The sequence below is a fragment of the Terrabacter sp. BE26 genome, assembly GCF_041941675.1.
In the GTDB taxonomy this organism is placed as follows: Bacteria; Actinomycetota; Actinomycetes; order Actinomycetales; family Dermatophilaceae; genus Terrabacter.
The window spans coordinates 206,904-226,392 of the sequence record NZ_CP090122.1 but is presented as its reverse complement, the minus strand read 5'-3'; the positions used below and the strand labels follow the sequence as shown (position 1 = coordinate 226,392).

Sequence of the window (19,489 nt, the reverse complement as noted above, 5' to 3'; positions counted from 1 at the left end):
GCCTCACGCCCCATGGAGTCCCCGGTCGGTCGAGCACTCCTTCGACTGACCGGGGTCTCGCTCGTGCTGGTGGCCCTCGTCGGGCTCATCGCGCCACGCGCGGTCAACGTCGGGCACCGGTGGCAGGTGGTCGTGCCGGTCACCCTCGCCCTCGTCCTGTCGGCCCTCCTGGTCCGACTCCCGGCGTGGGCCAAGAACCGGTGGACGCCCGTCGTCGTGTCGGCCGCCGGCGGGATCGTTGCGACGTTCGCCGGGCTGATGACGCGCTACCACTACGGGTGGGACGCCCGCGTCGTCATGGACATGGCGCGAGCCGTGCAGGCCGGCCGGACGCTCGGTGCGGCCGGCTACGACTACCTCTCGATGTACCCGAACAACCTGCCCCTGCTGGCCATCGACCGGGTGGGGGTGGCCGTGGCAGGGGCCTTCTCGCTCGCGCCCGACGCCGTCCTCATCCCACTCAACGGCGTCTGCGTCGCGGTGACGTTGTATGCCGTCCATCTGCTCGTCGTCCGGGTGGCCGGGCGCGGGCCCTCCCTCGTGGCGCAGCTCGTGACCCTGGTCCTGGTCGGCACGAGCCCCTGGCTCGCCGTTCCCTACACGGACTTCTACGCGATGCCGTTCGTCGTCGGGGGAGTGGCCCTGGCCCTCAGGGCGCTGGCGCCGGGCGCCCGCTCCCGTCGGGTGCTGCTGTGGCTGCTGGCCGTGGTCGCGGTGTCGGTCGCCTACGCGATCAAGACGACACCGGTCGTCATCGCCATCGCAGCGGTCCTCACGGCGGTCCTCGCGATCTTCGACCACGACCTCGCTCCGGGGCGCCGCGCCGGCGTCATTGCCGCGTGCGCCGTGTCGTCCCTGGCCTTCGTCGCGCTGGGGCTGGGCCTGACCAACGCCGCGACCGTCGCCAGTGGAGTCGACGTCACGCGCATCGACATGTCGGCCTCGCCGCCGCTGCTGTGGTGGGTCGCCCTCGGCGCCGACGAGCAGCGCACAGCCGGCGGGGTCGTCAACTACGGCGCCTACTCGCGCGAGATGGTCGCCGCCGCCGCCGGCCGGAGCCCGGACGAGACGAAGGCGTATGCCGCCGGCTTCCTCGCGGACCGCTGGGCCGAGCGCGGACTCCCGGGCACGCTCGCCTTCTACGGCGACAAGGCCGCGTGGAACTGGGGCGACGGCATGTTCTGGGCCTGGGGTGAGGGGCCCGACTCCCTGCCGGGGATGCTGGCGCCGGCGACCGGGCCGACCGGCGTCGTGCACGAGCTCAACGGGTTCCACGGCTCCGCCTATCCGCTGCGCGCCGACCTGACCCAGGCGTTGTGGCTGGCGCTCCTGCTCGTCGCAGGAGCGGGGCTGCTGCGCGCGCCGTACCGTCGCGAGACCGTGCTGCTCGCCGTATCGGTCCTCGGCATCGCGGCCTTCACCGTCGTGCTCCAGGGCCGGTCACGCTACCTCTTCGCGTTCGTCCCGTTGGTCGTGGCCCTCGCAGCGGTCGCGCACGGCTCGCTGCCGCGGCCGGGTTGGCGTCGGGGTGGGCTCAGTCGATCGAGTCGGTGAGCACGGCCTCGACCGCGGCCAGCGCCGTCGCGTCGCCGTCGTGGGTGATCTCGTTCTCGGCCGGGCGGTTCCACAGCCAGCAGTCGAGGTCGGCGGCCTCGCCGCAGATCTCGACGGCCGCCGAGGCGTCGGGCCCGTCGGCGGCCAGGAACCGTTGCAAGTCGACCGGCTGGCCGTCGTAGGTGCCGGTCACCCGCACCGGCGTCACCGTCCACGAGTGCATGGTGTCGACCGTCGCGATCGTGACCGGGCCCGACGTCGGCACGTGCGTCAGCCCTGGCTCGCGCTCGTAGCCGCGCATGACCCGGAGCACCTCGTCCACGCCGTCGGCCGCGAGCCGGGGGTCGATCGGCGTGCGCTCACCGACCGTGAGCTCGGCGTCGACCCGGTGGACCAGCGCCTCGTGGGCCTGCCGGCGCATGATGTAGCCGGCCGTCTTGTCGGCGGCCCACATCCACAGGGGGGTCTCGGGCGAGAGGCCCTCGAGCGTCCGGTGCAGCCGTTCGCTGGCGCGGTCGAAGAAGGCGAGCAGTCCCTCGCGGTCTCGCGGCCGTGCCTCCCGCGAGGCGTTCAGGGCGTCGAGGTCGGCCGGGTCGGTGATCCGGCGCTCGGCGATCTCGCCCCAGAACCACTGCACCTCCGCAAGGTGCCACAGCAGGTCGTCGGCGTCCCAGTCGGGGCACGTCGGCACACGGACGTCGCCGGGCACGGTGGCCAGGACCTCCCGGAAGCGCGCCGAGTCGGCCGCCAGGTGGTCGAGGAAGGGGAGGGAGCCATCTGAGGGACGGGACGGCATACGTGGTCTCCTTCAGCGAACGCCGGCGACACGGAACTGGACCGAGATGCGCGGGCCCATCGGCTCGGACGTCTTGGGGACCGCATGGTCCCACGTCCGCTGGCAGGACCCGCCCATCACGACGAGGTCACCATGTCCGAGGGGGTAGCGCAAGCTCTTTGCGGATGTGCCGGGGATGGGGCCGCCGTCGCGCGGCCGCAGGGTGAGGGTGCGCGCCGAGCCGAGCGACAGGATGGCGACCATGGTGTCGGTGTCACGGGAGCGCCCGATGCGGTCGCCGTGCCAGGCCACGCTGTCGCGGCCGTCGCGGTAGAGGCAGAGCCCGGCCGTGACGAACGGCTCGCCGAGCTCGGGCGCATAGTGCCGGCTCAGGGCCTCGCGTGCCTCGACCAGGAGCGGGTGGGGCAGCGTCTCGTCCGCAGCGTAGAACTTGGTGAGCCGGGGGACGTCGACGACGGAGTCGTACATCTGGCGACGCTCGGCGTGCCACGGCACCTCGTGCAGGAGCGTGCTGAAGAGCTCGTCGCCCGCGGCGAGCCAGCCGGGTCGCACGTCGACCCAGGCGCCGCGCGTCAGCCGGTGGCGGGTCAGGCCCGTGCCGAGGTCGCGCAGGGTCATGGCGTCGGTCAGGTCGAGCAGCGAACCCTGGAGAGAGAGGTCCATGCGCCCACGATAGCCCACGTGTCGAACGCCTGTTCGACTGACGTGCGGTTTGTTGCGACGACGCCCACCCCGGACGGCGCGTGCGGCGCCACCGGCTCCAGGAGGCAGTGGAGAATGGACCCATGCCCCTCTATCGTGACGAGGCGATCGTCCTGCGCACACACAAGCTGGGCGAGGCCGACCGCATCATCACGATGCTCACGCGCACCCGCGGACGGGTCCGCGCCGTGGCCAAGGGGGTGCGGCGCACGAAGTCCCGGTTCGGCTCGCGCCTCGAGCCCGGCATGGTGGTCGACGTCCAGTGCTACGAGGGCCGCAACCTCGACACCGTGACGCAGGTGGAGACGCTCGCCCCCTACGGCGACGCGATCGCCCGCGACTACACGGCCTACACGTGTGCGACCTCGATGCTCGAGACGGCCCTGCAGCTCACCGAGGAGCACGAGCCGCAGACCCAGCAGTACCTCCTGCTCGCCGGCGCCCTGCGCTCGCTCGCCGAGCGGGCCCACGACCCGGGGCTCGTCCTCGACGCCTACCTGCTGCGCTCGCTCGCCGTCGCCGGCTGGGCGCCGAGCTTCGTCGACTGCGCGCGGTGCGGCGCGCCGGGCCCCCACCGGGCGTTCAACGTGCAGGCTGGCGGCGCCGTGTGCTCGGTATGCCGTCCGCCGGGCTCGAGCGCCCCCGCCCCCGAGACCTTCACGCTGCTCGCGTCCCTGCTGACCGGCGACTGGGACGTCGCCGACGCGAGCGAGGACCGGCACCGTCGTCAGGGCAACGGGCTCGTGTCGGCGTTCCTCCAGTGGCACATCGAGCGCGGGCTCCGCTCCCTGCGCCTCGTCGAGCGTGCCTGAGCACCGCCACCGGGCGCAACCGACCTGTGCCGCAAGTGAACCCGACCCCGACCGACCGGAGAGCCGTGTACGCCAAGCCCTTCCCGCACCCGTCCGGCGCGACCGCGCCCGCGATTCCGGCCGAGCTGCTGCCCAAGCACGTCGCCGTCGTCATGGACGGCAACGGCCGGTGGGCCAACGCCCGCGGCCTTCCCCGGACGAAGGGTCACGAGGCGGGTGAGGCCTCCCTGCTCGACGTCGTCGCCGGCGCGATCGAGGTCGGCGTGACGCACCTGTCTGCCTACGCCTTCTCGACGGAGAACTGGCGGCGCTCGCCCGAGGAGGTGCGCTTCCTCATGGGCTTCAACCGTGACGTCATCCGCCGGCGCCGGGACCAGCTGCACGAGTGGGGGGTTCGCATGCGCTGGGTCGGGCGCACGCCCCGCCTGTGGCGCTCGGTCATCAAGGAGCTCGAGGTCGCCCAGGAGCTGACCCAGCACAACACCGGGCTCACCCTCTACTTCTGCGTCAACTACGGCGGCCGCGCCGAGATCGCCGATGCGGTCCAGCGGATCGCGCACGACGTCAAAGACGGTCGGCTCCGCCCGGGCGCCGTCGACGAGAAGACGATCAAGAGGTACCTCGACGAGCCCACCATGCCCGACGTCGACCTCTTCGTCCGCAGCTCCGGTGAGCAGCGCACGAGCAACTTCCTGCTCTGGCAGTCGGCCTACGCCGAGATGGTCTTCCAGAACCAGCTCTGGCCCGACTACGACCGGCGCGACCTGTGGGCGGCGATCGAGGAGTACGTCGCCCGCGACCGCCGCTACGGGGGCGCCGTGGACACACCCACCAAGGGCTGACGCCGGAGGTCGGTGTCGCGTCAGCGGTCGACGATGGTCACCTCGTACTGGCTCGCCGTGGGCGGGAACCCGGTGTCGAACTTGGCGTTGACGACGGCCAGGTCGTCTCCGAAGCGCGCGACGGTCGTGGGCACCTCGAACTTCGGGCTCGTGATCGTCTCGAGGAGACGACCGGACGACAGGTGCTCCGAGAGCCGCCACTGCGTCACCTTGTTGGACAGGTTCTGCACGGCGTAGAGGGTGCGTCCCCGGAGCAGGATCCCGTCGACGTTCGGCACGCTGACGCCCTTGATGGTCGCGCTGCGGCCGGTGACCGGGTCGACGGTGTTGAGCACCGCCGAGTTGGTGTGGGCGACGACGAGCGTGTCCCCGTCCGCGCTCGCCTGGATGCCGTTGTTGTTGAAGCCGGTCTTGAGGACGGCGGCAGGTCCGTGCAGCTGCAGGGTTCGCACCGCGCCGAGCGCCCCGTCCCGGCCGACCGGGATGAAGTAGAGCTTCGCCTGCGCGGAGTCCGTGAACCACGCACCCTTGCGGGTCAGCGCCACGTCGTTGATGACCGAGGTCCCCGTGGTGAGCTGGTACGCCTTGACCGGCGCCCCCGTCACCGAGTCGTAGACGTAGGCCTGCCCCGTGAAGCCGCCGGCGGCGAAGAGCAGGTGGTGGGGCCGGTCGAGCCGCAGCCCCAGGGCCATCCGCCCCTTCGGCGCGGTGATGAACCTGGAGGCTGTCCGCGTCCGCACGTCACCTCGGTAGATGTTGCCGGTGAAGAGCTCGCCGGCGTAGAAGGTGGTGCCGGTCCCGGCCGCTATGCCCTCGGCCGAGTGGGCACCCGGGAGGACGATCTGGTCCGGCCGGTGATGCGCCTGCGCGGGGGACAGGCCGAGGACCACGGGAAGCGCTCCGGCGAGAAGAGCTGCGAGACGTGCGCGCCTGGCGATACCTGACATGTGGCTACCCCTTCGGTCGTGCCGCACGCGGTCCCTTCACCGCTCACGCGGCCTTCCGAACAGGGTCGACCTCGGCTCGCCCGCGCCGCAAGATCACAGAGCGGCACCTACCGGACCCGTTGCCTCAGGAGGTGGCGCAGTCGGCGCAGGTGCCGAAGATCTCGAGGGTGTGCGTGACCCCCGTGAAGCCGTGCTCACTGGCCACCTTGTCGGCCCATCGCTCGACGGCGGGGCCCTCGACCTCCACGGTGCGGCCGCAGCTGCGGCACACGAGGTGGTGGTGATGGTGCGTGGAGCAGGCGCGATAGACGGCCTCGCCCTCGTCGGTGCGCAGGACGTCGACGGTGCCGGCCTCGACCATCGACTGGAGTGTCCGGTAGACCGTCGCGAGGCCGACGCCCGCTCCGGATTCGCGCAGTCTGGCGTGCACCGTCTGGGCCGAGGTGAAGTCGTCGGACCGCTCGAGCAGCTCTGCGACCGCAGCCTGCTGCCGGGTCGGCTTGCGCGAGAGGGCAACCCCTTTGGTGCTGTTGGTGCCGGTCATGGCGTCGTTCCTGTGGTTCCCGTTGTTCCTGTCCGGCCCGGGGCTGCGGTGACCGGGTCACTGCCTCCGGCTCCCGCTGCCTCGTGGCCGTTGTGCTGCCCGTGCTCGTCGTAGTGGTTCTCGTGGGCGGCGTGCAGGTGCCCGTCGTGGAGGTAGTCGACGTGGTCGCCGTGCGTCACCGCCGGGTGTCCGCACTCGCTGCCGTGCTCGTGGGCGTGTGTCTCGGCGACGGCGTGCTGCTGGTTCCCCACTCGGGCGAGGACGCCCGTGACCACGGCCGTCACGACGAAGAGGGCGACGGCGAGCAGCACGATGGTGCCGCCCGAGGGGGTGTTGAGCGGGTAGGAGAGGGCGACGCCGCCGACGGAGGAGACCAGGCCGAGGGCGATCGCCCACCGCAGGCCACCGCTGAACGACCTGGCCACGAGCTGGCTGGCGGCGTTGGGCACGATCATGAGCGCGCTGATGAGCAGCAGCCCCACGACGCGCATGGCGACGACGACCGTGGTCGCGGTCAGGACGGCCAGCACGATGTTGAGCGGCAGGACCGGGAGCCCGACCGCTCGCGCGTACTCCTCGTCGTTGGCGACGGCGAAGAGACGCGGGCGCAGGGCCCACGTGGTCACGGCGACGACGAGGGCGAGCCCCGCGAAGACGTAGAGGTCACCGCGCTGGGTCGTCAGGATCGAGCCGAACAGGTACTTCATCAGGTTGCCCGGAGTGCCCTCGGCCGACTTGCTGATCATGACGACGCCTGCCGCGATGCCGCCGTAGAAGATCACCGCGAGGGCGACGTCCCCGTTGGTGCGCCCCTTGGTGCGGAGCAGCTCGATGACGACGGCCGCGAGCACGGCCGCGACGAGCGCCGTGAGCACGGGCGTGGCGCCGGTGACGAGGCCCACGGCGACACCGGCGAGGGCGACGTGGCCCATGCCGTCGCCGATCAGCGACAGCCGCCGCTGGACGAGGAAGATGCCGACCATGGGCGCGACGGTGCCCACGAGCAGGGCCGCGATCAGGGCCCGCTGCATGAAGTCGACGGAGAGCATCTCGATCACGGTCGCGCTCCCTGGTGCCGTGTGTCGGTGTGGCTGGCGTCGAGCGGTCCGTGCGCCAGGGCTTCGCGCGCGTCCAGCTCGAGGTCGTGGTGGTGGCTGTCGTGGTCGTGGTGGACGCGCTCGCGGGCGACGGCATACTCCTGCGGGGTGCCGTCGAAGGTGATCCGGCCGGTGTCGACGACGACGATCCTGGTCAGCAGGCGCTCGAGCGCGCCGAGCTCGTGGGTCACGATGAGCATGGTGACGCCGCGGTGCACGAGGCGTTCGAGGACGTCGGCGAGCACGTGCTGGTTCGCGGCGTCGACGCCGGCGGTGGGCTCGTCCATGATGAGGACGTCGGGCTGCCCGGCGAGCGCCCGCGCGATGAGGACGCGGCGCTGCTGGCCGCCCGAGAGCGTGCTGACCTCGGTCGCGGCCCGGTCCGCCAGGCCCACGACGTCCAGCGACCGCGCGACGAGCTGGCGGTCCGTGGCCCGGAGGCGTCCGAGCCAGCCGATGCGGGGGAGTCTGCCGGTCGAGACGATCTCCTCGGCCGTCGCGCGGACCGACGCGGAGAGCGTGTGGCGCTGCGGGACGTAGCCGAGGCGGGCGCGTTCGCGCAGCTCGTGGCTCGGCACGCCGAAGAGCGTCACGCTGCCCGAGATGCGCTCGTTGAGCCCGAGGATGCCCTTCATCAACGTCGACTTGCCCGAGCCGTTGGGCCCGACGACCGCCACGATCTCCCCGTGGCGCACGGTCAGTGACGCACCGGCGAGGACGGCGCGCTCGCCATAGCCGAAGGCCGCGTGCCGCAGCTCGATCACGACCTCGTCCGCGGAGGAGGTCGGCTCGTCCGTCCGTGCCGTGTCGGAGGTCACGAGCATCCCAGCCCCTTCTGCAGCGCGTGCAGGTTGCTGTGCATGACCTCGAAGTAGTCGCTGCCTGCTGAGGCAGTGGTGATCCCCTCGAGCGGGTCGAGCGTGGCGACCGAGGCGCCGGTCGAGCCGGCGACGGTCTGGGCGAAGTGGGGCTCCACGAGCGTCTCCTGATAGATGGTCGTCACTCCCTGGCTCCGGACGAGGTCGGAGATCTGCTTGAGCCCGGCGCCGCCCGGTTCGGCGTCGGGGGAGATGCCGGTGATGCCCTGCTGCTGCAGGCCGTAGCGCTGGGCCAGGTAGCCGAACGCGGCGTGGCTCGTGACGAGCACCCTCGAACGGCAGGCGGTGAGCCCGGCACGCAACTGCCCGTCCAGTGCCGTGAGCTTCGAGACGAACGAGGAGGTGTTCCTGACGTATGCCGCCGCGTGCGCCGGGTCGTCCTTGGCAAGTCGCGCGCCGATGACCTCGGCGACCGCTGCGAAGCGCTGCGGGTCGAGCCAGAAGTGCGGGTCGCTGCCGGCGTGGTCGTGGGCGCTGTGCTCCTGGGCCGACTCGCCGGCGTGCCCGGACTCCTCGGCCAGGGTGAGTGACAGGTCGGCCGCGTCGGCGACGTCGAGCAGCGACGAGGGCTGCACCTCGGCGATGGCCTCGTCGACGGCGGGCTGGAAGCCGTCGGCGTAGACCACCAGCCTTGCCTTGCTCATGCGCGCGATGTCCTGGGGTGCGAGCTCGAGGTCGTGCGGCTCGGCGCCCGGTTTGGTCAGCACGGTGACGGGGACGGCGCCGCCGGTGATCTGCTCCACCGCGAACTGCAACGGGTAGAACGAGGTGACGACCGCCTGCTCAGAGGCCGAGGGAGAGCCGGAGCCGGAACCGCCGCCCGGCACGGTCCCGCACGCTGCCGATGTCAGCACGAGCGCCGTCGCAGCGAGCAGCGCCCCGACGCCGGAGCGCAGGTTGCGGGCAGCGGAGGGTGACATGGGAGTCATCCTCCGCCCAACTGAGAATGATTGTCAAAACCGTTCTCGCGAGGCTCCCGACTCAGCCCGCTGGAACGGTCCGCACCACGGCCACCGCGACGGCGAGCACGAGCACCGCCACGCGCATGAGGCGCTCGGGCATGGTCAGGCGCTGCCACGTCAGGAAGAGCAGCCAGCCGACGAAGGCGGACACGACCAGGAAGGCGATGCCGCCCCACGGCCGCGGCGCGACGACGCCCACGACCAGCAGGGCCACGAGGACGACCAGCCCGACGGGCCGCGGGACGGTGTTGAGCCGCTCGACCCAGGGGGCGGAGGCGTGCTCGAGACGGGAACGGAAGCTCAGGGCCACGCAAGGAGCCTAGGGGACGCGGCGGCATACCCCGGACGCGTGGCAGAGCAGTGGCGCGCGCCCGATAACCTGTGCGGCATGGCCAAGCAGACATCCACCGTGGACACCGTCGTCAGCCTCTGCAAGCGCAGGGGGTTCGTCTTCCCGAGCGGCGACATCTACGGAGGCACGCGGTCCGCGTGGGACTACGGCCCCCTCGGTGTCGAGCTCAAGGAGAACATCCGGCGCCAGTGGTGGAAGGCCATGGTCACGAGCCGCGATGACGTCGTCGGTCTCGACTCCTCGATCATCCTGCCCCGCGAGACGTGGGTCGCGTCCGGCCACGTCGGCACCTTCACCGACCCGCTCGTCGAGTGCCTCAACTGCCACCACCGCCGCCGCCTGGACCACCTGCAGGAGGCGATCGCGGAGAAGAAGGGCATCGAGGACCCCGACTCGATCCCGCTGAGTGAGATCACCTGCCCGGACTGCGGCGTCAAGGGCCAGTGGACCGAGCCCCGCGAGTTCAACATGATGCTCAAGACCCACCTCGGGGTCATCGAGGACGAGTCGGGGCTGCACTACCTGCGCCCCGAGACTGCCCAGGGCATCTTCGTCAACTTCCTCAACGTCATGCAGGCCGCGCGCAAGAAGCCGCCGTTCGGCATCGCCCAGACCGGCAAGAGCTTCCGCAACGAGATCACGCCGGGCAACTTCATCTTCCGCACCCGTGAGTTCGAGCAGATGGAGATGGAGTTCTTCGTCAAGCCGGGCGAGGACGAGGAGTGGCACCAGTACTGGATCGACGAGCGGACCCGCTGGTACACCGACCTCGGCATCAACCCCGACAACCTGCGCCACTTCGAGCACCCGAAGGACAAGCTCTCGCACTACTCGTCGCGCACGGTCGACATCGAGTACCGCTTCAACTTCGCCGGCTCCGAGTGGGGCGAGCTCGAGGGCATCGCCAACCGCACCGACTTCGACCTGTCGACGCACAGCAAGCACTCGGGCACCGAGCTGGTCTACTTCGACCAGCAGACGGGGGAGAAGTACACGCCCTACGTCATCGAGCCGGCAGCCGGCCTGTCGCGCTCGCTCATGACGTTCCTCGTCGATGCGTACTCCGAGGACGAGGCGCCCAACACCAAGGGCGGCGTCGACAAGCGCGTCGTGCTGCGCCTCGACCCGCGCCTGGCGCCGGTCAAGGCCGCGGTGCTGCCGCTGTCGCGCAACGCCGACCTCTCGCCGAAGGCGCGCGACCTCGCCGCGCAGCTGCGCCGGCACTGGAACGTCGACTTCGACGACGCCGGCGCCATCGGCAAGCGCTACCGCCGCAACGACGAGATCGGCACGCCGTACTGCATCACGGTCGACTTCGACACGCTCGAGGACCACGCCGTGACGATCCGCGAGCGCGACACCATGGCGCAGGAGCGCATCGCCCTCGACCAGGTCGAGGGCTACCTCGCGCAGCGCCTCCCCGGCTGCTGACGCTCCCTGTCACACCCGTTGACGTATGCCGTCCGCCCACCCGGGCGGGCGGCATACCTTTGCCACGGGGTGGTCCGACGGACCGCCACGAGATGCGCATCCACGCCCAGACCCGGCGCAAACGCCGGTTGGTGGCGGTCCGCCGGTCCGGCCGCGCGATCAGCCGGGCTCGGGCCCGGTCACGACCGGGCGTGAGGGGTCGCGGATCCACTCGCTCCACGAACCGGGGTAGAGCACCGCGTCGACGCCGAGCTCGGCCAGCGCGAGCATCTCGTGCGCCGCGGTGACCCCGGATCCGCAGTACACGCCGACCGGAGCCGTGCCGGCGTTCCTCCCGTCGACCACTCGCCTCCAGACCGCCCCGAGGTCGCGCCGGAACGTGCCGTCCTCGGCGAGCCACGCCGCCGTCGGGCTGTTGACCGATCCCGGCACGTGGCCGGCGACCGGGTCGATCGGCTCCGTCTCGCCGGCGTAGCGCTCCGGCGCGCGGGCGTCGAGCAGCAGTCCCTCGCGCGCCAACCGTGCCGCGCCGGCAGCATCGAGGGTCGGCAGCTGTCCGGGGCGCACCTCGAAGTCGCCGTGCCGGTCGGCCGGCTCCTGCGTCGAGACGGGCAGGCCGGCGGCGAGCCACGCGGCATACCCGCCGTCGAGCACGCGGACGTCCGGGACACCCGCCCAGCGCAGCACCCACCAGGCCCGCGCGGCGGCATACGACTCCTTGGCGTCGTAGACGACGACGCGGCTGCGCGCGGTGATGCCGGCCCGCCGCGCCAGCGCCTGGACCACCGCAGGGTCGGGCAGCGGGTGGCGGCCGCCGTCGCCGGCGGGAGCGGCGAGCTCGGTGTCGAGGTCGACGAAGAACGCGCCCGGCACGTGACCGGCCTCGTAGTCCGCCCGGCCCGCGCGGGTGTTCGCGGTCGTGAGGGCCCAGCGGACGTCGAGGACGACGACGTCCTCGATCTCGTGGGCGAGGTCTGCGGCGCTCAGGAGGTGGCTCACCGGCTCATCGTGGCATCCTCGCGGTGTGCGTGCTCACCTGGTCCTCGTGCACGGGTCGCGGCTGGGGAGCAGCCAGTGGGCCCCGCAGGTCCCGTTGCTGCGAGACGAGGTCGACCTGGCGCTCGTCGACCTGCCAGGTCACGGCACCCGGGTCGCCGAGCCCTTCTCGCTTCGGCGGTGCGTCGAGGTCATCGACGAGGCGGTCCGCGCGGTGCCGCCGGGCACGCCGGTCGTGCTCGTCGGCCACTCGCTCGGCGGCTACGCCGCGATGGCGTATGCCGCAGCCCACCCCGACGCGCTCGACGGGCTCGTGCTGGCCGGGGCGAGCGCCACTCCGACCGGACCCGGGGCAGCGGTCTACCGGGGCGTTGCTGCCCTGACCGACCGGCTCGGCACCGAGCGCATGACGCGGCTCAACGACCGCGTGCTGCGCCGGCTCTACCCGGCGGAGCGGATCGAGCCGGTCATCGCCGGGGGCTACTACTTCGAGCCCACCGCCACCGCCTGGCGCGAGGTCATGACGCACTGCCGTCCGACGATGCTGGCGCACGTGGCCTGCCCCGTCCTGCTGCTGAACGGCCAGTTCGACCAGCTGCGGGTCGGGGTGCGCGCCTACCTGCGAGCGTGCCCGAGCGCCCGTGAGGAGGTCATCCGGCGGGCGAGCCACCTGTCCAACCTCGACCAGCCGGAGGCGTTCGCCGACGCGCTCCTGCGCTTCACCCGGCAGGTCCTCGATTCGGCGCCACGCTCCTGATCAGGGAGAATCGTGCGGGTGACCGACGTGATGACCCCCCCGATGCAGGCCGGTGAGGCCGCTTCCGCAGACCTCGCGCGCACAGCCGGCACACCGACGGGCAGCGTGCTGCCGCCGCTGCGCATCGGCCGCCACGTCATCCAGTCGCCCGTCGTGCTCGCGCCCATGGCCGGCATCACCAACCGCGCGTTCCGGCGCCTGTGCCGCGAGTACGGCAACGAGGGCACCGCGCTGGCATCGACCCGTGGTGCCAGCGGAGCCACGAGCCTCTACGTCAGCGAGATGATCACGACGCGCGCCCTCGTCGAGCGCAGCCCCGAGACGATGCGCCTCATCGAGCACGACCCCGACGAGAACCCGCGCTCGATCCAGCTCTACAGCGTCGACCCGGCCACGGCCCGCGCCGCCGCGCGCATCCTCGTGCAGGAGGACCGCGCCGACCACATCGACCTCAACTTCGGCTGCCCCGTCCCCAAGGTCACCCGCAAGGGCGGCGGCTCGGCCCTGCCGTGGAAGAGAGAGCTCTTCCGCTCCATCGTGGGCGCGGTCGTGGAGGAGGGCGCCAAGCGCGACATCCCGGTCACGGTCAAGATGCGCAAGGGCATCGACGACGAGCACCTGACCTTCCTCGACGCGGGCCTGGCCGCCGAGGCCGAGGGCGTCGCCGCCGTCGCGCTGCACGGGCGGACGGCCGCCCAGTCCTACTCCGGCACCGCCGACTGGAGCGCCATTCGGATGCTCAAGGAGACGGTCACGACCATCCCCGTCCTCGGCAACGGCGACATCTGGTCGGCCGAGGACGCCCTGCGCATGGTCCGCCAGACGGGCTGCGACGGGGTCGTCGTCGGCCGCGGCTGCCTCGGCCGGCCCTGGCTCTTCACCGACCTCGCGGCGGCCTTCGCCGGCACCGAGGCTCGGGTGACGCCGACCCTCGGGGAGGTCGCCGACACGCTGCGGAAGCACACGGCATACCTCTGCGACTTCTACGGCGAGGAGGAGCGCGCCTGCCGCGACATCCGCAAGCACATTGCCTGGTACCTCAAGGGCTTCCCGGCCGGCTCGACCATCCGCAACTCGCTCGCACTCGTGGACTCGATGGTCTCTCTCGAGAGGCTGCTCGTCACGCTCGACCCGGACGCGCCGTGGCCGGGCGAGGCCGCGGAGGGTCAGCGCGGACGCGCCGGCTCGCCGCGCACCGTGGCCCTGCCCGACCGGTGGCTCGAGTCCCGCGAGCTCTCCGAGGAGCACCGACGCACCATCGCCGAGGCCGAGCTCTCGGTCAGCGGCGGCTGAGGCTCACTTCAGCCACACGCTGAGCGGCCCCAGCCGCTCGCACCCCGCCGCGACCGCTGCCCCGACCGAGGCGCCGGCCTCCCAGCCGACCAGGGGTATGCCGCCCACGACCTCGCGCGCGGCAGCGGCAGCCTCGCGCCACGTGTCCGTGGCGTCGCCGTCCAGCGCGAAGAGGTTGCCGAGCCCGGCGACCTCGCCGGTGACGTGGACGACCGCCCCGGCGACGACGGGCGCGTCAGAGGCCTCGGAGGCGTGACCGGCGAGGATATGGACGTCGGGCTCGTCCAGCAGCGCGGGCCGCAGGATCGCCTCGGCGTCGGGGTCGCTCGCCCACGCGTGCACCCAGGCGGCCATCGTCTCGGTCGTCGTCACGCGGCGCCAGGAGCGGGCGGACCCGGACGGGACGGCGGTCGTGGGGTCGAGCCAGACCCACTCACCGACCACCAGGCGCGCGAAGTCCTCCATCGAGAGGTCGAGGCGCGACCAGGAGTCCTTGACCGAGCACCCGTCGGAGTCGTCGACGCGCGCGAGGACGTCGTACTCGCCGACGCCGGCGGAGAGGGTGACGGCATCGGGGTAGTACGGCGGCGTGCGCGTCGAGGCGGTCCAGGCGGCATCGTCCAGCGTGGTCCGCACCCCGTGGGACCGGGCGACGGCGTCGCACCAGAGGGCGTTGTTGCGGGCGGCCAGGACGATGCGGTCGGTCACGCCGGCCATCCTCCCAGCGTCGGTGCGTGGTGGCAGGATCGGGCCATGCACGAGGGCGGGACCGAGGACCGGCCGGCGGTCTTCTTCGACGACGCCGAGGACTTCCGCGCGTGGCTCGAGGCGAACCACGAGACTGCCACCGAGCTGTGGATGGGGTTGCACAAGAAGCACGTCGAGCATCGCGGCCTGCAGTGGGCCGAGGCGGTGCGCGAGGCGCTGTGCTTCGGTTGGATCGACTCGATGGTGCAGCGCATCGACGAGGACTCGGTCAGGCAGCGGTGGACACCCCGCAAGTCGGGCAGCACCTGGAGCGCCGTGAACATCCGTGCCGTCGAGGAGCTGACCGCGGCGGGGAGGATGCGGCCGGCCGGTCTGGAGGCCTTCGAGAAGCGCCGGGAGGACCGCTCGGGCGTCTACTCGTACGAGAACGGCGAGCTGGCGTGGCCCGAGGCCTACGAGGAGCTGCTGCGGACCGATGCCCGTGCCTCGGCCTTCTGGGACGCCGCCACGCCCTCCTACCGCAAGGTCGCCACGAGCTGGGTGCTGACGGCCAAGCAGGAGGCGACGCGCGAGAAGCGGATGGCCGAGCTCGTCGACGACTGCGCGCACGGCCGGCTCATCAAGATCCAGCGCTACGGCGCTGAGCCCGCCTGGGTGCGCCGGATCCGCGACGAGCTGGGCTGACCTGCCGCCGTGGCAGTCCTGCAAGGTGGGCCGCGTCCAGGTGGGGATCGCGCACGAGCAGACCCCGGGCCGGGCCTCCTGGCTCGCGGCCTCTCCCGGCCCGGCTCAGCGCCGGCCGCGCGGCGGGATGATCTCGGTGTGGGAGGCCTTGTCGGCCTTGGCGTGCTTCTCCGCGCGCTTCTCCTTGATCGACTTGCCCTTCTGGGACATGTGCTGCCGCGGTGACTTGTCGGCCATGACGAGCTCCTGCACGTTCCGGGGCCGTGGGCCAGCCCCACCCTGCCAGTCTGCCCCCGTGGCGCCGCGGCCGCCATGGAGTTTCCACCCCCTAGAGTCGGGCGCGTGGGCTACGAGGGTCGCGACCGCGAACGCTGGGTCGCGGAGGACCCTGCCCAGAAGCGGGCCGACCGCGACGACTTCGCCCGCGACCGCGCCCGCGTCGTGCACTCGTCGTCGCTGCGCCGGCTCGCCGCCAAGACCCAGGTCCTCGCCCCGGGCCACGACGACTTCGTGCGCAACCGGCTCACCCACTCGCTCGAGGTCGCGCAGATCGGGCGCGAGTTCGGAGCGGCGCTCGGCTGCGATGCCGACGTGGTCGACACCGCCTGCCTCTCACACGACCTCGGGCACCCGCCGTTCGGTCACAACGGCGAGACGGTGCTCGACGAGATCGCCTCGGCCATCGGGGGGTTCGAGGGAAACGCGCAGACGCTACGCCTGCTGACCCGGCTCGAGGCCAAGCGGTTCCACGCCGACGGGAGGTCTGCCGGTCTCAACCTGACGCGAGCGAGCCTCGACGCGACGACGAAGTACCCGTGGCGGCGAGGCGAGGGCCTCGACGGGACACCCAAGTTCGGGGTCTACGCCTCGGACCTGCCTGTGTTCCAGTGGTTCCGGGAGGGCTCGCGCCCTGGTGACCGCTGCTTCGAGGCGCAGGTCATGGACTGGTCCGACGACGTCGCCTACTCGGTGCACGACGTCGAGGACGCCATCGCCTCCGGCTGGCTCGACCCGCGCATCCTTCACTTGGGCGACCTGGCCGACGTCGTCGACATCGCCGGCCGCGCCTATGCACCCGACCTCGGCAGCGACCTCCTCGGAGCGGCGCTGGAAAGGCTCCTGGATTCTGGGGCGCTGCCCACGGCATACGACGGCTCGCGCAGCGACCTCGCACGACTCAAGGACATGACGAGCCGGCTCATCGGACGCTTCGTCCTGTCGGTCGAGGTGGCGACCCGCGACCGCCACGGACCGGGACCGCTCTGCCGCTATGAGGCCGACCTCGTCGTGCCCGACGACACACGGGCCGAGTGCTCCGTGCTCAAGGCCGTCGCCAACCACTTCGTGATGACGGCCGAGGAGCGGCTGGCGGTGATGTCCACGCAGCGCGACGTCGTGCGCGACCTCGTGGAGGCGTATGCCGCAGCGCCCGTGGAGCGCCTCGACGTGGCCTTCCGCGCCGACCACGCGGCTGCGGCCGACGACGACGAGCGGTTGCGCGTGGTCGTCGACCAGGTGGCCTCGCTGACCGACGTGCGGGCCCTCGCCCTCCACAGCCAGTGGTGCCGGTGACGAGGGCCGTCGTTCCGACGAACTAGGATCACGGGGAGCGACAGGAGGCAGATGGCGGGGCTGATCAACAGCGAGGACATCGCGGCGGTCAAGGCGCGATCGTCCCTCGAGGACGTCGTGCGCGAGCACGTGACCCTTCGCTCCGCCGGCCCGGGCTCGCTCAAGGGCCTGTGTCCCTTCCACGACGAGAAGACGCCGTCGTTCAACATCCGGCCGGCCGTCGGCGCCTGGCACTGCTTCGGCTGCCAAGAGGGCGGCGACGTCATCTCGTTCGTCCAGAAGGTCGAGCACCTGAGCTTCTCCGAGGCCGTCGAGCGTCTCGCCCAGAAGCTGGGCATGGAGCTGCGCTACGAGAACGGCGACCGGCCGCGGGAGGAGGGCCTCGGGCGGCGCAGCCGGCTGATCGAGGCGCACCGCGTGGCCGAGGAGTACTACACCGAGCTGCTGCTCGGCAGCCAGGCCGCGCGTCAGGGGCGCGACTTCCTGCGCGCCCGCGACTTCAACAGCGAGCACGTGAAGCAGTTCGGAATCGGCTTCGCCCCGCGCGGCGGCGAGGACCTCGTGCGCCACCTGCGCGGCAAGGGGTTCACCGACGACGAGCTGGTCACGGCCGGTCTGGCCGGTCGCGGCGCACGCGGGCTCTACGACCGGTTCCGGGGCCGGCTCGTGTGGCCCATCCGCGACATCACGGGCGACACCGTCGGGTTCGGCGCCCGTCGGCTCTTCGACGACGACCGCATCGAGGCCAAGTACCTCAACACGTCCGAGACACCGATCTACAAGAAGTCGACGGTGCTCTACGGGCTCGACCTGGCGAAGAAGAAGATCTCGCAGGGTCGCCAGGCCGTGGTCGTCGAGGGCTACACCGACGTGATGGCGTGTCACCTCGCCGGCGTCGACACGGCCGTGGCGACCTGCGGCACGGCCTTCGGCGCCGACCACATCAAGACCCTGCGACGGCTCATGCGCGACGAGGCGGGGCTCGCCCCGTCGAAGGTGATCTTCACCTTCGACGGCGACGCCGCCGGTCAGAAGGCCGCGATGCGGGCCTTCGCCGACGACGAGAAGTGGACCTCGCAGTCCTTCGTGGCCGTCGAGAAGTCCGGCAAGGACCCGTGCGAGCTGCGGCAGGCAGGGGGAGAGCCAGCGGTGCAGGCCCTCATCGAGGACGCCGTGCCGATGTTCGAGTTCGCCGCGCGCACGACGATCAAGCGCTTCGACCTGGCGACCGCCGAGGGACGTATCCAGGCGGTCCGTGCGGTGGCTCCCATCGTCGCCACGATCCGCGACCGGTCGCTCCAGCCCGAGTACACCCGCGAGGTCGCCGGCATGCTCGGCCTCGACGTCGAGCAGGTGGCCGGCGAGGTCTCGCGCGCCGGCAAGCTCAAGGTCGACGAGGACACCCGCGGCGGCCGTGCCGATGGCGGCCGCAACGGGCGGGCGGCTCGAGACGGCCGCGATGCGCACGACGAGGCCGAGCCGGGTGTCGCGGAGGCGGGCGTCTTCCCGGTGCCGGACCGTCGCGATCCGGTGGTCCTCGCGGAGCGCCAGCTGCTCCAGGTGCTACTGCAGTTCCCGACCGTCTTCAAGCCCGGGGCCATCGACCTGCTGACCCCCGAGTCCTTCTCCGCGCCCGCACACCGGGCGGTCTTCGACGGCATCCGCATCGCCCACCACAGCACCGACAAGGCCAGTGCGCGCGCCTGGACCTCTGCGGTCTCGGAAGCGGCTCCCGCACCGGTCGCCGGGCTCGTGAGCGAGCTCGCCGTCGACACGCTCCCCACCCGCATGGACGCCTCGACGGGGCTGCCGACCTCGCGCTACGTCGACGAGCTCTTCGACCGCGTACGCACCATCGCGCTGACCCGCCGGATCGCGGACGCGATGAGCGAGATGCGCCGCCTCGACCACGCGGAGACCCCCTCACCCGAACGTACGCGCGAGCTCGGCATCCAGCTGCAGACGCTGCAGCGCGAGCTCGCGGCCATCAAGGCAGGAATGGGCTGATGTCACTCTTCGACCGCCGACGGCGACCGGCGCTCCCCGTCGAGGTGCGCACGGCCGTGCCGCTCGACGGCGGGGAGCAGGTGCTGGCCTGGGCACGCGACGAGACCAGCGCGGCCCACGTCATCGCGACCACCTGGCACCTGGTCCTCGTCGGCGCCGACGGCGCGTTGGCCTGGCGCAGGCCATGGCACGAGGCCGAGGCCGCCACCTGGCAGGGTGAGTCGTCCGTGCTGGCCGTGACCTGGGTCGACCGGGGCAGGCCGTCGCGGTGGCGGCTCCCCGAGCCCTCGCTGCTCCAGCAGGCGCTGCGCGAGCGCCTCCAGGCCAGCGTCGTGCTGGCCGACGAGTTCCGCACCGCAGGACGCCGCACGGTGCGGGTCGTCATCCGGCAGGACCTCTCCAGCGGGGCTCTGCTCGAGCAGACCATCCCCGGTCGGGGAGCCGACCTCGGTGACCCCGAGGTCGCCCGTGAGGCGGCCCAGCGGATGGCCCGCCTGCGCTCCGAGGTCGGGCTCTGAAGCGTGGTCTGAGGCAGCCTCTCAGGCAGGCTCTCAG

The 19,489-nt window shown here is 71.9% G+C and carries 21 protein-coding genes; 10 read left to right on the top strand and 11 right to left on the bottom strand.

Annotated features, from left to right (window positions below):
• Positions 1 to 12 precede the first annotated feature (12 nt).
• On the top strand, positions 13 to 1,554 hold the full coding sequence (locus LQK93_RS01105) for a hypothetical protein (protein ID WP_374969742.1): 1,542 nt from the start codon (positions 13 to 15) through the stop codon (positions 1,552 to 1,554).
• Here the strand turns inward: LQK93_RS01105 and LQK93_RS01100 are convergent.
• On the bottom strand, positions 1,535 to 2,350 hold the full coding sequence (locus LQK93_RS01100) for a maleylpyruvate isomerase family mycothiol-dependent enzyme (RefSeq protein WP_374969741.1): 816 nt from the start codon (positions 2,348 to 2,350) through the stop codon (positions 1,535 to 1,537). The two genes, LQK93_RS01105 and LQK93_RS01100, sit on opposite strands and share 20 nt — an antisense overlap.
• A gap of 12 nt (positions 2,351 to 2,362) precedes the next feature.
• The gene (locus tag LQK93_RS01095) at positions 2,363 to 3,013 is read right to left on the bottom strand and encodes an alpha-ketoglutarate-dependent dioxygenase AlkB (RefSeq protein WP_374969740.1); all 651 of its coding nucleotides are present in this window, start codon (positions 3,011 to 3,013) and stop codon (positions 2,363 to 2,365) included.
• 122 nt (positions 3,014 to 3,135) lie between these two features.
• Here LQK93_RS01095 and recO point away from each other — a divergent pair, with 122 nt between their 5' ends.
• Together recO and LQK93_RS01085 are read left to right on the top strand one after the other, a co-directional pair.
• Positions 3,136 to 3,864 (top strand): DNA repair protein RecO, encoded by a 729-nt coding sequence (gene recO, locus LQK93_RS01090; RefSeq protein ID WP_374969739.1) that lies wholly within the window; start codon positions 3,136 to 3,138, stop codon positions 3,862 to 3,864.
• A 65-nt stretch (positions 3,865 to 3,929) separates the two neighbouring features.
• The gene (locus LQK93_RS01085) at positions 3,930 to 4,706 is read left to right on the top strand and encodes an isoprenyl transferase (RefSeq protein WP_374969738.1); all 777 of its coding nucleotides are present in this window, start codon (positions 3,930 to 3,932) and stop codon (positions 4,704 to 4,706) included.
• A 20-nt stretch (positions 4,707 to 4,726) separates the two neighbouring features.
• Here LQK93_RS01085 and LQK93_RS01080 read toward each other — a convergent pair whose 3' ends face one another.
• The 6 genes from LQK93_RS01080 to LQK93_RS01055 form a co-directional block, all read right to left on the bottom strand.
• Positions 4,727 to 5,653, bottom strand: a complete 927-nt coding sequence (locus LQK93_RS01080; RefSeq protein WP_374969737.1) for a hypothetical protein — start codon at positions 5,651 to 5,653, stop codon at positions 4,727 to 4,729.
• Between the two features lie 124 nt (positions 5,654 to 5,777).
• On the bottom strand, positions 5,778 to 6,197 hold the full coding sequence (locus LQK93_RS01075) for a Fur family transcriptional regulator (RefSeq protein ID WP_374969736.1): 420 nt from the start codon (positions 6,195 to 6,197) through the stop codon (positions 5,778 to 5,780).
• The gene (locus tag LQK93_RS01070; RefSeq protein WP_374969735.1) at positions 6,194 to 7,255 is read right to left on the bottom strand and encodes an iron chelate uptake ABC transporter family permease subunit; all 1,062 of its coding nucleotides are present in this window, start codon (positions 7,253 to 7,255) and stop codon (positions 6,194 to 6,196) included. The genes LQK93_RS01075 and LQK93_RS01070 overlap by 4 nt, the downstream gene beginning before the upstream one ends.
• Positions 7,252 to 8,118, bottom strand: coding sequence for a metal ABC transporter ATP-binding protein (locus tag LQK93_RS01065; RefSeq protein WP_374969734.1), 867 nt, complete (start codon positions 8,116 to 8,118; stop codon positions 7,252 to 7,254). The genes LQK93_RS01070 and LQK93_RS01065 overlap by 4 nt, the downstream gene beginning before the upstream one ends.
• Positions 8,109 to 9,092 carry a metal ABC transporter substrate-binding protein gene (locus LQK93_RS01060; RefSeq protein ID WP_374969733.1) on the bottom strand — a complete coding sequence of 328 codons (984 nt, stop codon included), beginning with the start codon at positions 9,090 to 9,092 and terminating at the stop codon, positions 8,109 to 8,111. The genes LQK93_RS01065 and LQK93_RS01060 overlap by 10 nt, the downstream gene beginning before the upstream one ends.
• Before the next feature lie 61 nt (positions 9,093 to 9,153).
• Positions 9,154 to 9,444, bottom strand: a complete 291-nt coding sequence (locus LQK93_RS01055) for a DUF6703 family protein (protein ID WP_374969732.1) — start codon at positions 9,442 to 9,444, stop codon at positions 9,154 to 9,156.
• A gap of 78 nt (positions 9,445 to 9,522) precedes the next feature.
• Between LQK93_RS01055 and LQK93_RS01050 the strand changes: the two genes are divergently transcribed.
• Positions 9,523 to 10,917: a glycine--tRNA ligase gene (locus tag LQK93_RS01050; protein ID WP_374969731.1), complete on the top strand. Its 1,395-nt coding sequence runs from the start codon at positions 9,523 to 9,525 to the stop codon at positions 10,915 to 10,917.
• A gap of 159 nt (positions 10,918 to 11,076) precedes the next feature.
• Here LQK93_RS01050 and LQK93_RS01045 read toward each other — a convergent pair whose 3' ends face one another.
• Positions 11,077 to 11,916: a sulfurtransferase gene (locus tag LQK93_RS01045; RefSeq protein ID WP_374969730.1), complete on the bottom strand. Its 840-nt coding sequence runs from the start codon at positions 11,914 to 11,916 to the stop codon at positions 11,077 to 11,079.
• A 25-nt stretch (positions 11,917 to 11,941) separates the two neighbouring features.
• Here LQK93_RS01045 and LQK93_RS01040 point away from each other — a divergent pair, with 25 nt between their 5' ends.
• Entirely contained in the window at positions 11,942 to 12,670 is a 729-nt protein-coding gene (locus LQK93_RS01040) for an alpha/beta fold hydrolase (RefSeq protein WP_374969729.1), read from the top strand.
• Positions 12,671 to 12,700: 30 nt separating this feature from the next.
• Complete coding sequence (gene dusB, locus LQK93_RS01035; RefSeq protein ID WP_374971425.1) at positions 12,701 to 13,963, top strand: tRNA dihydrouridine synthase DusB; 1,263 nt, start codon at positions 12,701 to 12,703, stop codon at positions 13,961 to 13,963.
• 3 nt (positions 13,964 to 13,966) lie between these two features.
• Here the strand turns inward: dusB and LQK93_RS01030 are convergent, their stop codons facing one another.
• Positions 13,967 to 14,680, bottom strand: coding sequence for a hypothetical protein (locus tag LQK93_RS01030; protein WP_374969728.1), 714 nt, complete (start codon positions 14,678 to 14,680; stop codon positions 13,967 to 13,969).
• Positions 14,681 to 14,716: 36 nt separating this feature from the next.
• Here LQK93_RS01030 and LQK93_RS01025 point away from each other — a divergent pair, with 36 nt between their 5' ends.
• Complete coding sequence (locus LQK93_RS01025) at positions 14,717 to 15,355, top strand: YdeI family protein (RefSeq protein ID WP_374969727.1); 639 nt, start codon at positions 14,717 to 14,719, stop codon at positions 15,353 to 15,355.
• A gap of 105 nt (positions 15,356 to 15,460) precedes the next feature.
• On the opposite strand, the gene LQK93_RS01020 is transcribed toward LQK93_RS01025, so the two are convergent.
• Positions 15,461 to 15,592, bottom strand: coding sequence for a hypothetical protein (locus LQK93_RS01020; protein WP_374969726.1), 132 nt, complete (start codon positions 15,590 to 15,592; stop codon positions 15,461 to 15,463).
• 105 nt (positions 15,593 to 15,697) lie between these two features.
• On the opposite strand from LQK93_RS01020, the gene LQK93_RS01015 reads away from it, so the two are divergent.
• From LQK93_RS01015 to LQK93_RS01005, 3 genes are read left to right on the top strand one after another with little or no spacing between them, the layout of a single operon-like run.
• Positions 15,698 to 16,927, top strand: a complete 1,230-nt coding sequence (locus LQK93_RS01015) for a deoxyguanosinetriphosphate triphosphohydrolase (protein ID WP_374969725.1) — start codon at positions 15,698 to 15,700, stop codon at positions 16,925 to 16,927.
• A gap of 51 nt (positions 16,928 to 16,978) precedes the next feature.
• Positions 16,979 to 18,934 carry a DNA primase gene (dnaG, locus tag LQK93_RS01010; protein ID WP_374969724.1) on the top strand — a complete coding sequence of 652 codons (1,956 nt, stop codon included), beginning with the start codon at positions 16,979 to 16,981 and terminating at the stop codon, positions 18,932 to 18,934.
• Positions 18,934 to 19,452, top strand: a complete 519-nt coding sequence (locus tag LQK93_RS01005; RefSeq protein WP_374969723.1) for a hypothetical protein — start codon at positions 18,934 to 18,936, stop codon at positions 19,450 to 19,452. The genes dnaG and LQK93_RS01005 overlap by 1 nt, the downstream gene beginning before the upstream one ends.
• Positions 19,453 to 19,489: the final 37 nt, after the last annotated feature.